Source organism: Lentzea sp. NBC_00516, from assembly GCF_036346835.1.
Lineage (GTDB): Bacteria > Actinomycetota > Actinomycetes > Mycobacteriales > Pseudonocardiaceae > Lentzea > Lentzea sokolovensis.
Map to the genome: position 1 here is coordinate 8551538 of NZ_CP107840.1, position 11987 is coordinate 8563524.

Sequence of the window (11987 nt, forward strand, 5' to 3'; positions counted from 1 at the left end):
CACCTGGCCTGAGCCGGTGCGGGCTTCCGCTCGTTCAGAAGACCGTCAGACGCCGCACTTCTTCGCGCCCTCGAACACGCCCTCCCGGAACCGGGCCACGCGCTCGAACCCGGGATCCACGGGGTTGCCGCCCTTGGCGTCACGGGCCGCGTAGTCGAACTGCAGCAGCACGGTCACGGCCTCGTCGAAGTCACCCGGCGACAACCCGAACCCGTCCTGACGCTGGAACACCGCGCCCGTGTACGCCCCGGCCAGGCACAGCGCCGCGGCGGAGGCGCCCTCACCCTCGGTCGGCTTGCCGAACACGGCCAGCTCGGCCATCGCGTACCTGGACGCGATCAGCGTGCCCGTCGCGTAGTCGCCGAGTTCCTTGTGCAAGGTCGGTAGCTCGTCCTTGGTGTCGATCTTGATGGTCTTGTCCGACGGGCAGTACGCGACGGGGCCCTGGTCGCCTGAGCAGTTCGGCTCGGACTGGGCAGCCTCGGCACGCGGCGACGGCCAGGTCTTGCCGGCGGTCGTGGCCAGGTTCTTGAAGAAGCCGTCGAGGTCGGGCGTGACGGACTCGAGCATCTCCGAGAACGGCAGGTTGCCGCCGTTCGCGCGGTCCTTGACGCTGGTGAACGCGCGCTGCGTGAACTTGCGGTTCTGCACCGACATGGCCGCGCAGAACTTCGTGCCCTGCTCATAGCCGTCCTGGAACGCCGCTACGCGGTCGAACGCGCTGCCGTGCGCCTGCTCGTCCTCCGGGGACGTGCCCACCGGGTCGCGGAACGTGATCAGCGCGCCCAACGCCTTGTCCAGGGCGTCCGCGTTGATGTCCAGGCGCGCCGACTTGCCGTCCGTGACGTTGCGGACGAACGAGCCCGCGAAGCAGTCCGCCTGCGCCTCGGTGAGGATCGTCGGGTACTTGTCCGGCTCGCGTCGCTCGGCCTCCGGCGTGATGCCCATGCGGTTCTGCACCGCGTGACCGATCTCGTGCGCGAGCACCACGACCACCGCGGCCTCGCCGAAGCGGTCCTGCAGCACCGGCAGCAGGGACGCCCTGTCCCAGGCGATCGCGTCGGCGGCCGGGCAGTAGAACGCGTTGCCCTCCACGTCCGCGGCCTTCTGCGTGCACGGTGGTGGCTTCGCGGTGGCGTCGGCCGTGTCGACCGAGAAGTAACCGCCGCTCAGCGGCTTCCACTGCTTGTTGAAGGTCGTCTGGAACGAGTTGGTCCAGAACTCCTCGATGTCCGTGAGCGCGGTCGCGGCCAGCTTGTCGATCGGGCCGTTGTCCGAGCCGCGGACCTGGATCGTGGCGCTGGACGCCTCTTTCTTCACCACCTTGGCGGCACGCGGGCGCCCTGGGATCTCGGCGGTGCAGCCCACCGCGAGCAGGGCGGTGGCGACGATCAGCGCGATGCTCCGGTGCCGCATGAACCCATTGTGCCTGCCGGCCGGTCTCAAGGGCGTCCCAGTCGTCCAAGTCAGGCGCATACAAGGGGCAACGTGCGCCGGGCTGATCAGGTTCACCGGCCCGGCACACGCCGTTTGGATTCAGTCGGTTTCGACTGACGGATCAGGAACCAGCCACAGCACGCCCGACGGCGGAAGCTGCAGCAGCGCGGAGTACGGCCGCCCGTGCCACGGCCTGGCCTCGGCCTCGACGCCACCGAGGTTGCCCACACCGGAACCGCCGTAGTGCGCGGCGTCGGTGTTCACGAGCTCCTTCCAACGTCCGGAAGAGGGCAGGCCGACGCGGTAGTCGTGGTGCGGCGACCCGGAGAAGTTCGCCACGCAGGCGAGCGTCGAGCCGTCCTCACCGACCCGCAGGAACGACAGCACGTTGCCCGCCGAGTCGTTCGCGTCGATCCACTGGAACCCCTCCGGCGTGACGTCGTGCGAGAACAACGCCGCCGCCGTCTTGTACACCGAGTTCAGGTCGCGCGTCAGCGACTGGATGCCCTGGTGCAGCGGTTCCTGTTCGACCAGGTGCCAGTCGAGCGACCGCGACTCCGACCACTCCTGCCGCTGCCCGAACTCGCCACCCATGAACAGCAGTTGCTTGCCGGGATGCGCCCACATGAACGCCAGCAGCGACCGCACGCCGGCGGCCTTGTTCCAGTCGTCGCCCGGCATCCGCTCCCACAGCGAGCCCTTGCCGTGCACCACCTCGTCGTGCGAGAGCGGCAGCACGAAGTTCTCACTCCACGCGTACACCAGCGAGAACGTCATCTCGTTGTGGTGGAACGAGCGGTGGATCGGCTCGCGCGACAGGTAGTGCAGCGAGTCGTGCATCCAGCCCATGTTCCACTTGAAGCCGAACCCGAGCCCGCCCAGGTGCGTCGGCCGCGTGACGCCCGGCCACGCCGTCGACTCCTCGGCGATCATGACCACGCCGGGGTGCCGTTTGTAGACCGTCGCGTTCAGCTCCTGCAGGAACCGCACCGCGTCGAGGTTCTCCCGGCCACCGAACTCGTTCGGCAGCCACTGGTCAGCCGGCCGCGAGTAGTCGAGGTAGAGCATCGACGCGACGGCGTCCACGCGCAGACCGTCGAGGTGGAACTCCTCGATCCAGTACAGCGCGTTCGCCACCAGGAAGTTGCGGACCTCGTTGCGCCCGAAGTCGAAGACGTACGTGCCCCAGTCGAGCTGCTCACCGCGGCGCGGGTCGGCGTGCTCGTAGAGCGGCGTGCCGTCGAACTTCGCGAGCGCCCAGGCGTCCTTCGGGAAGTGCGCGGGCACCCAGTCGACCAGCACACCGATGCCGCGCTGGTGCAACATGTCCACGAAGTACCGGAAGTCGTCCGGCGACCCGAACCGCGAGGTCGGCGCGTAGTACGAGGTGACCTGGTAGCCCCACGAACCGCCGAACGGGTGCTCGGACACCGGCAGCATCTCGATGTGCGTGAAGCCCATGTCCTCGCAGTAGTCCGCGAGCTCGACAGCGAGCTCCCGGTAGCTGAGACCGGGCTTCCACGAGCCGAGATGCACCTCGTAGGTCGACATCGGTGCGTTCGCCCACTGCGTGGCCTCGCGCCGGGCCTCCCACTCCGCGTCCTGCCACTGGTACTCGGACCGCGTGACGACCGAGGCCGTCTGCGGCGGGACCTCCGTCGCGAACGCCATCGGGTCGGCCTTCTCGTGCCAGATGCCGTCCTGGCCGAGGATGCGGAACTTGTAGCGCGAGCCCACCACGACGTTCGGCAGGAACACTTCCCAGACACCGCTGGAACCCATGGAGCGCAACGGGTTCGCGCGCCCGTCCCAGCCGTCGAAGTCACCGGTCACGCGCACGCCGCGCGCGTTCGGCGCCCACACCGCGAACGAGACGCCGGTGACGTCACCGGTACCCGTTTCGTACGAACGGACATGTGCGCCGAGCACGTCCCAGAGCCGTTCGTGCCGGCCCTCGCCGATCAGGTGCAGGTCGAGCTCGCCCACGGTCGGCAGCCACCGGTACGGGTCGTCGACCTCGATCGCGGGACCGCCGTCGTACTTGACCAGGAGCCGGTAGTCGCCGGGCGCCTCCGGCAGCTCGCCCTCGAAGAGCGCGTCGGCGATGCGGGGCAGCTCGACCTGCTTGTCGCCCCACGCCACGGCGACCGAAGTCGCGCCTGGCCGCAGGGCCCGCGCGATCACCTGGTCGCCGACGGTGTGCACACCCAGCACCGAGTGCGGGTCGTGGTGCGCACCTGACAGGAGCCGGTCCAGGTCGGCCTTCATCGAGCCCTCCGATCCGGCTTCTTGCTCATCGTTACTCTCCCGGTACGTTGTGTGTCGTGCGAACGGCGTACAGATGCCGGGCTTACCCGACCCCCGAACAAGTTGCGATGTTCAATCGCACGTTCGGGTGTGTGCGTTTGGTGTGGAACAAGACTTTGGGCGAGCGGAACCAAAACTATTTCGCTGATGGTGCGAGAACCTCTTATCGGCAAACCGACGCCGCGTTGACCGAGTGGAAACGCACACCGGAGTTGGGGTTTCTCTCCGAGGTGTCGTCGGTGCCACTGCAACAGACGCTGCGTCACCAGCACACCGCGTTTCAGAACTTCTTCGCTGGCAGAGCCCGCCGCCCGCGGTTCAAGTCCCGCACTGGGCGGCAGAGCGCTCACTACACACGCGCTGCGTTCCGCATGCGTGACGGCGTACTTGCTCTTGCCAAGAACCGCGCACCATTGCGGTTCGTCTGGTCGTTTGACGTCGACGTGACCAAAGTGGATCCGACCATGGTCGTGATCTCTCGTGATCCGGACGACCGCTGGTACGTGACTTTCGCGGTGGACGTCGAAGCTCCTCCGCAGGCCTTGGCGACTGGACGTGCGATAGGTCTCGACCTCGGCCTGAAGGATTTCCTGGTGACCAGCGATGGCCACCGGATCAGCAACCCCCGGCATCTGGACCGCAAGGCTCGAAACCTTGCTCGCCACCAACGTCGACTTGCTCGTTGTGAGCGCGGAAGCAACAACCGCCGCCTGGCGAAGGCCAAGGTTGCCCGTGCTCATCGGAAGATCCGCAACGCGCGGCAGGACTTCCTGCACCGCACCAGCACTGCGCTGGTGCGGGCGGCTGACGTCATCATGATCGAAGATCTCAACGTCGAGGGCATGCTCCGCAACCGATTCCTCGCCAGAGCCATCACTGATGCGGGCTGGGGCGAGTTCAGGCGGCAACTCGAGTACAAGTGCGCCCGAGCAGGCCGGACGCTTGTCGTGGTTGACCGTTGGTATCCGTCCAGCAAGACATGTTCGGCCTGCGGACATGTGCTCACTGAACTGAAGCTCGCCGTCCGGCACTGGACGTGTCCGGGCTGCCGCACCCGGCACGACCGGGACATGAACGCGGCGAAGAACATCCTTGCGGCTGGTCGAGTCGTAGCCCGAGGTGACTCGGGCGATGCCTGCGGAGCTGATGTCAGACGGCAAGGGTCCTCCCTTCCGCAATCGGCAGTGAAACAGGAAACCCGTGCCGTGAGGCGCAGCCCTTGAGGGCTGCCCGCCGCGCGGCGGGTGGGTCTCTCCGTCATTCAGACGGAGAGCGAAGTCAATCTCCTCCGCTAGTCATCCGGGCGATCGACGACAGCGGAACCGTCAACCACTCCGGCCTGTTGGCGTGCTCGTATGCGACCTCGTAGACCGCCTTGTCCAGCTCGAACGCGCGCAGCAGCTGCACGTGGTCCCGCGGGTCGCCCGCCACCTCGGCGTAGCCGTCGCAGAACGCCGCCCGGTTGCGCTTGGTCCACTCCATCGCGCGGTAGGCGAGCTGGTCGTCGTCGGGCTGGCCGACGAGCAGCTGCCGGGCCGCGTAGTCGAACGACCTCAGCATCCCCGCCACGTCGCGCAACGGCGACCGCAGCGCGAGACGGTCCTCGACCTTGGCCGCCGGCTCGCCCTCGAAGTCGATCAGCAGCCACCCGTGCACGGTCCGCAGCACCTGACCGAGGTGCAGGTCGCCGTGGATGTGCTGGATGGGGAGCGCGCCGATGTGCTCGCGCGCCTCCTCGAACGCGGCGCGCAGCGGTTCCTCGTGGCGGCCCAGTTCCGGCACCGCCTCCAGCACCACGCCCAGCCGTCGTTGCATGCCCGCGATGGCGCGCGAGATGGCGTCCTCGTCGGCGATCTGGGTGCCCAGCGCCTCCGCCAGGTCGGCGTGCACCTTCGCGACCGCGTGGCCGAGCCGGTGCGCCTCACCGGCGAAGTCACCGCCGACCTCGAACGCGTGCAGGTCGGCCTCGGCCATCAGGTCGCGCACCGAGGTCTTGGCCATGTCCCAGCCCTCGACCGCGTCCGGCAGGAACTCCTGCAGCATCGCGAGGGTGATCTGCTGACCGTTCAGCTCGGTCGAGATCGAGCCCAGCGGCAGTGCGATGTGCTCGCAGCCGACCGAACGCAACGCGCGGTGCATCGTCAGGTCGCGGTTCTCGCCGTTCGCGAGCTTGCGGAAGATCTTCAGGATGTACTGCTGGCCGTAGATCAGCGACGTGTTGGACTGCTCGACACCGATCGGCCGGCCGCGCAGGCCCGAGCGCAGTTCGGTGCCGGGCTCGTGCGCGAAGGTGATGCCGTCCACCTCGTGCCCTGTCGCGATCCGGTCGAGCAGCACGCCGTTGTGCTCGGGGTCGAGCAGCACGTCCCAGGCGCCGGTGCTCAGGCTGAGCGCGCCCTGGTACTGCTCGGTGCGGCCCGGCTGTTCGACCTCGAAGATCACGTGCACCAGATCGCCGTCCACCACCGTCGTCCTCAGTGGACGGACGGCCGTGATCGGCTTGTCCTTGCCGCCGAACCACCTGGCGGCCGGGAGCAGATCGGGCAGTGAGGCGACCAGCTTCTCGACTAGTTCGTGGGGGTCGGTCACGCGGGGATTCACCTCATCTCGCTGTCGTCGCCCGCCTCTACCAGCTGGAACCAGTAGAAACCGTGACCCGGAAGGGTCAGCAGGTAGGGGAGTTCCCCGATCGCGGGGAATTTGACACCTCCGGTGAGCTCCATCGGCGCGTGGTCGCGGTGCTCGGAGAGGTCCAGCTCGACGGGTTGCGGGAAGCGTGACAGGTTGTTCACGCAGAGCACGATGTCCTCGCGGCCGTCCGGGCGCTTCCACTGCCTCTTGTAGGCGAGCACGCTCGGGTTCGAGCCGCCGAGCTCGGTGAAGTCGCCCTCGGCGAACGCGTGGTGCTGCTTGCGCACCTCGATCATGTGCCGGGTCCAGTTGAGCAGCGACGTCGAGCTGTTGAGCTGCGCCTCCACGTTGAGGCCCTGGTAGCCGTAGACCGGGTCCATGATCACCGGCAGGTAGATCCGGCCGGGATCACAACTGCTGAAGCCCGCGTTGCGGTCGGGCGTCCACTGCATCGGGGTGCGGACGGCGTCGCGGTCCTGCAGCCAGATGTTGTCGCCCATGCCGATCTCGTCGCCGTAGTAGAGAACGGGCGAGCCGGGCAGCGACAGCAGCAGTGCGGTGAACAGCTCGTGCTGGTTGCGGTCGTTCTCCAGCAGCGGGGCGAGGCGGCGGCGGATGCCGATGTTCGCCTTCATCCGCGGGTCCTTGGCGTACTCCGAGTACATGTAGTCGCGTTCTTCGTCGCTGACCATCTCGAGCGTGAGCTCGTCGTGGTTGCGCAGGAAGATGCCCCACTGGGCGTTCTCCGGGATCGCCGGCGTCTGCGCCAGGATCTCCGAGATCGGGAACCGCGACTCCCGCCGCACCGCCATGAAGATCCGCGGCATCAACGGGAAGTGGAACGCCATGTGGCACTCGTCGCCACCGACCGCCTGGTCGCCGAAGTACTCCACGACGTCGGACGGCCACTGGTTCGCCTCGGCCAGCAGGACGCGGCCGGGGAACTCGTCGTCGACCACCTTGCGGCAGCGCTTGAGGAACTCGTGCGTGCGCGGCAGGTTCTCGCAGTTCGTGCCTTCCTCTTCGAAGAGGTACGGCACGGCGTCGAGGCGGAACCCGTCGATGCCGAGGTCGAGCCAGAAACGCAGAGAGTCGATCATCGCGTCCTGGACGTCCGGGTTCTCGTAGTTGAGGTCCGGCTGGTGGCTGAAGAAGCGGTGCCAGTAGAACTGCCCGCGCACCGGGTCGTAGGTCCAGTTCGACGACTCGGTGTCGACGAAGATGATCCGCGCGTCGCTGTAACGCGAGTCGTCGTCGCTCCACACGTAGTAGTCGCCGTACGGGCCCGTCGGGTCCTGCCGTGACTGCTGGAACCACGGGTGCGCGTCGCTGGTGTGGTTGAGCACCAGGTCCGTGATCACCCGGATCCCGCGCCGGTGCGCCTCCTCCAGCAGGTACACGAAGTCCTCGACCGTGCCGAACTCCGGCAGCACCGCCCGGAAGTCGCTGATGTCGTACCCGCCGTCACGCAACGGCGACGCGTAGAACGGCGGCAGCCAGAGACAGTCGATGCCCAGCCACTCCAGGTAGTCGAGGCGCGAGGCGAGTCCTCTGAGGTCGCCAGTGCCGTCGCCGTTGGAGTCGCTGAACGCCCGGACCAGGACCTCGTAGAAGACGGCGCCCTTGTACCAGTCCGGGTTGGGCTTCGCCTGCCGCGCGGACCGGAAGTCCTCTGCTTGGGGCTCGACCAGCAGGCCGTCGTCGTTGACGGCTTCTCCGGTGTGCGGGACACCATCCAACCCGAGTGCAGCGTCGGGACGGGAGTCGTCGGCCATTGTTCCCACCTCGTCGGGGGTTGTGCGGTTGATCAGCTGAAACGCCGCTGAAGGCTGACGACGTGCGCGGTGGCACGCCATGGTTCGAGGCGGATGTAGTTCGCCTGTCCCCAGTCCCAGGTCTCCCCGGTGACCTCGTCGTGCGCGATCACGCGTTCGTGCCAGTCGAATCCGAGCTCGGGCAGGTCGAGGTACAACGTCCCCTCCTGCGCGTTGTGCGGGTCGAGGCTCACGACGACCACGACCGTGTCGCCCGTCTCCGGATCGCGCTTGGAGAAGGCGACCAACGCGTCGTTCTCGACGGTCTGGAACCGCAGGGTGCGCATCTGCTGAAGTGCCGGATGCGCCTTGCGGATGTGGTTCAGCTTGCGCAGCCACGGTTCGAGCGAACGCCCGTCCGCCAGTGCGCGTGCGTAGTCCCGTGGACGCAGCTGGTACTTCTCGGAGTTGAGGTACTCCTCGCTGCCGGGCTTCACAGCTTCGTACTCGAACAGCTCGTAGCCGCTGTACACGCCCCACGTGGGGGAGAGCGTGGCCGCGAGTGCCGCGCGGAGCCCGAACATTCCGGGACCGCCGTGCTGCAGCGACTCGTGCAGGATGTCCGGCGTGTTCACGAACAGGTTCGGCCGTGCCTCGTCCCAGTGGTCGCGGACGTCCTCGCCGAACTCGATCAGCTCCTGCTTGCCCGTCCGCCACGTGAAGTACGTGTAGGACTGGGTGAAGCCGAGCTTGGCCAGGCCGTAGAGGCGGGCCGGCCGGGTGAAGGCCTCCGCCAGGAACAGCGTGTCCGGGTAGACCTCCTTCACCTTCCAGATCAGCCACTGCCAGAAGTCCGGCGGCTTGGTGTGAGGGTTGTCGACCCGGAAGATCCGCACCCCGTGCTCGGCCCAGAAGAGGACCACGCGCAGCACCTCGTGGTAGAGGCCCTGCGGGTCGAGGTCGAAGTTGATCGGGTAGATGTCCTGGTACTTCTTGGGCGGGTTCTCGGCGTACATGATCGTGCCGTCGGGCTGCGTCGTGAACCACTCCGGGTGCTTGAGCACCCACGGGTGGTCGGGCGCGCACTGCAGCGCGAAGTCGAGCGCCACCTCGAGGCCCAGATCGTTGGCCCGCGCGACGAGCGCGTCGAAGTCCTCGATCGTGCCGAGCTGCGGGTGGATCGCGTCGTGCCCGCCCTCGTCCGCGCCGATCGCCCACGGTGATCCCGTGTCCTCTGGCGTCGCGACGAGCGTGTTGTTGGGGCCCTTGCGGTTGACCCTGCCGATGGGGTGGATCGGCGGGAAGTAGACGACGTCGAAGCCCATCGCCGCGACCCGGTCGAGCTCCTTGGTCGCCGTGGCGAACGTGCCGTGCACCGCCTGGCCGGTCTCGTCGATCCCGCCGGTGCTGCGCGGGAAGAACTCGTACCAGGAGCCGTACGCCGCCTTCTTGCGGTCGCACCAGATCTTGTGGGTCTTGCCCTTGGTGATCAGCTCGCGCACGGGGTGCTGGAACATCAGCTTCTGCACGTCGGCCGCGAACGCCGGCGCGACCCGTTCGGCCAGCGGCCGGTCCTCGTCGCGCAACGCCGTCGCCGCGGAAGTGAGAAGAGCTCGCTCTTGCCTTCGATCGGGTCGCCTTGCCACTCGATCGAGTAGCTGGGCGCCGATTTCGAGATCATTTGCGAGATCACCGGGACCCTGCCCCGCCGCGATCTTCACCTCAACGGCGTGGTTCCAGGTGCCCCAAGGGTCACTCCACGCATCGATCCGGAACGTCCAAGCGCCTTCTTGGTCCGGAACCACGGTCGCGCCCCACCGGTCGAGGCCGATTCCGACCTCGTGCATGCGGGTCTGGCGAGCGACTCGGTCGTTCGGTCCGCGCCAGCTGACCGTGGCCGCGAGTTTGTCGTGTCCCTCGCGCCACACCGTGGCCGAAACCGGAATGTGTTCCCCCACAACGGCTTTGGCTGGATATCTGCCAGCCGACACCACCGGGGAAACGTCGTCGATTCCGAGTCGTCCGCTCATCGGCAACGCCCTTCCGCCGTGTCGCTTCGCGTCAATCCGTAATCCTGCCTTGCTCGATCAAGCCGTCTGACAGCGGGTTACCCCTTGTAGATCCGTACCCCGCCACTGTCGATCGCACACCTTGAGCGCTCATCGTGTCCAGGGTCTCTCGGCCACGTTCCCGGCATTCGGTGTCCTCTTCATTGGACTCTTGTCCGACAACTCACCGTGTTAAGAGGGCGCTACAGGTACCGTGCGCGCGTGAACAAGCTTGGCGATCGCTACGTACTGCTCGATCAGCTCGGCGCGGGTGCGATGGGCGTCGTGTGGCGGGCACGCGACGAGTTCCTGCACCGTGACGTGGCGGTCAAGCAGCTACTTCTCAACGACGTCCAGTCAAACGAGTTCCACGAGGCCGTGCAGCGCGCCATGCGTGAAGGCCGCATCGCCGCGCGCTTGCAGCACCCGAACGCGATCGCCGTCTACGACGTCGTGGTCGAGGACGGCAAACCGTGCCTGGTCATGGAGTATTTGCCGTCCCGCAACCTCTCCGCGATCTTGGAGAACGGCCCGATGCCCCCGATGGAGGCCGCGCGCATCGGCTCGCTGGCCGCCGGGGCGCTGACCGCCGCCCACGCCGCGGGGATCGTGCACCGCGACATCAAGCCGGGCAACGTCCTCATTGGACGCGACGGCACCGTCAAGATCACCGACTTCGGCATTTCGCGCGCTTTGGGCGATGTGGCCGTGACCAAGACCGGCATGCTCGCGGGCACTCCCGCGTACCTCGCGCCGGAACTGGCGCGCGGCGCCGCACCCGCGCCGCCGTCCGACGTGTTCTCGCTCGGCGCGACGATCTACGCGATGACCGAGGGCGAGCCGCCGTTCGGCAAGAGCACGAACGACCTGGGCCTGCTCTACAAGGTCGCGCGCGGTGAGACCCGCCCGCCGATGCGCTCGGGCCCGCTCACCGGCCTGCTGACCAGGCTCCTCGCGAACGAGCCGTCGCAGCGCCCCACCGCAGCCCAGGCCGCCGAGGAGCTGAAGGCGATCGCGTCCGGTGCCCCGGTCCCGGTCACCCGTGTGATCCCGCCGCGCCCGATGACCCCGCCGGCCGGCACCGCCGTGATGGGGGCCGCGGGTCCCGGCACCATGCAGGGCCCGCCGTCCCGCACCATGCCGCCCCAGGCGCCGCGCACCCGTCCGCCCGCGCCGCTGCCCGAGACCTACGACGACTACGAGCCCGAACCGGAACCGAAGAAGAACTACCGCGGCCTCGCGGTCGTCGCCGCGATCCTCGGCGTGCTCCTGATCGCCGGCATCACCTACACGATCGTGAACAGCGGCGACAAGGGCGACAACGACAAGGCCGCCGGTCCCAGTTCGTCGTCGAGGAGCACGTCGCAGACCCCGGAGCCCACCTCGGAGAAGCCGACGGCCACCAAGCCCCCCGCCACCTCCGAGAAGCCGCCGCCGCAGACCTCCCAGAGCCAGCCCCCGTCGTCGAAGCCGCCGGCCACCAAGTTCACCCCGGCCCAGGTCACCACCTTCGTGAAGCAGCACTACGCCAAGCTGCCGTCGAACGTCGAGGCCGCGCGCAACGACTGGGACCCGGACCAGGCACCCGGCCTGGCCGGCGAGAAGGCCTTCTGGAGCAAGTTCTCGAAGGTGGCGGCCCAGGGGAACCCGGTGGTCACGCCCAACGACGACGGCACCTTCTCCGTGACGCAGGCGCTGCAGCTCACCGATGCCGAGTCGAACAAGACCGACCTCAAAGAGCACACGCTGGAGATCTCCGGGAAGGGCGCCAAGCTGCTGATCACGGGCGAGGAGAAGGGCTGATCGAGTG

The 11987-nt window shown here is 67.7% G+C and carries 7 protein-coding genes; 2 read left to right on the plus strand and 5 right to left on the minus strand.

From position 1 onward, the window contains the following. Nucleotides 1-45: 45 nt before the first annotated feature. Both OG205_RS39595 and glgB read right to left on the minus strand, forming a co-directional pair. Nucleotides 46-1416: a neutral zinc metallopeptidase gene (locus OG205_RS39595; protein WP_330272935.1), complete on the minus strand. Its 1371-nt coding sequence runs from the start codon at nt 1414-1416 to the stop codon at nt 46-48. A 120-nt stretch (nt 1417-1536) separates the two neighbouring features. Beyond that, the gene (glgB, locus tag OG205_RS39600; RefSeq protein ID WP_330272936.1) at nt 1537-3705 is read right to left on the minus strand and encodes a 1,4-alpha-glucan branching protein GlgB; all 2169 of its coding nucleotides are present in this window, start codon (nt 3703-3705) and stop codon (nt 1537-1539) included. A 56-nt stretch (nt 3706-3761) separates the two neighbouring features. On the opposite strand from glgB, the gene OG205_RS39605 reads away from it, so the two are divergent. Beyond that, a complete protein-coding gene (locus OG205_RS39605) occupies nt 3762-4967 on the plus strand; it encodes an RNA-guided endonuclease InsQ/TnpB family protein (protein WP_330272937.1) in 1206 nt (401 codons plus the stop codon). A 55-nt stretch (nt 4968-5022) separates the two neighbouring features. On the opposite strand, the gene OG205_RS39610 is transcribed toward OG205_RS39605, so the two are convergent. Genes OG205_RS39610 through OG205_RS39620 form a run of 3 tightly spaced genes read right to left on the minus strand, consistent with a single transcriptional unit; the run spans nt 5023 to nt 10159 of the window. Further along, the gene (locus tag OG205_RS39610; protein WP_330272938.1) at nt 5023-6333 is read right to left on the minus strand and encodes an aminoglycoside phosphotransferase; all 1311 of its coding nucleotides are present in this window, start codon (nt 6331-6333) and stop codon (nt 5023-5025) included. Between the two features lie 8 nt (nt 6334-6341). Then, nucleotides 6342-8150, minus strand: a complete 1809-nt coding sequence (treS, locus tag OG205_RS39615; protein WP_330272939.1) for a maltose alpha-D-glucosyltransferase — start codon at nt 8148-8150, stop codon at nt 6342-6344. 32 nt (nt 8151-8182) lie between these two features. After that, nucleotides 8183-10159 carry an alpha-1,4-glucan--maltose-1-phosphate maltosyltransferase gene (locus OG205_RS39620; RefSeq protein ID WP_330272940.1) on the minus strand — a complete coding sequence of 659 codons (1977 nt, stop codon included), beginning with the start codon at nt 10157-10159 and terminating at the stop codon, nt 8183-8185. Nucleotides 10160-10399: 240 nt separating this feature from the next. Here OG205_RS39620 and OG205_RS39625 point away from each other — a divergent pair, with 240 nt between their 5' ends. Further along, nucleotides 10400-11980 carry a serine/threonine-protein kinase gene (locus OG205_RS39625; RefSeq protein ID WP_330272941.1) on the plus strand — a complete coding sequence of 527 codons (1581 nt, stop codon included), beginning with the start codon at nt 10400-10402 and terminating at the stop codon, nt 11978-11980. Nucleotides 11981-11987 lie beyond the last annotated feature (7 nt).

Bases quoted from the DNA above. Each gene is read 5' to 3' on its own strand.
- OG205_RS39620 (WP_330272940.1), bottom strand. From the start codon at position 10,159: ATGAGCGGACGACTCGGAATCGACGACGTTTCCCCGGTGGTGTCGGCT.
- OG205_RS39595 (WP_330272935.1), bottom strand. From the start codon at position 1,416: ATGCGGCACCGGAGCATCGCGCTGATCGTCGCCACCGCCCTGCTCGCG.
- treS (WP_330272939.1), bottom strand. From the start codon at position 8,150: ATGGCCGACGACTCCCGTCCCGACGCTGCACTCGGGTTGGATGGTGTC.
- glgB (WP_330272936.1), bottom strand. From the start codon at position 3,705: ATGAAGGCCGACCTGGACCGGCTCCTGTCAGGTGCGCACCACGACCCG.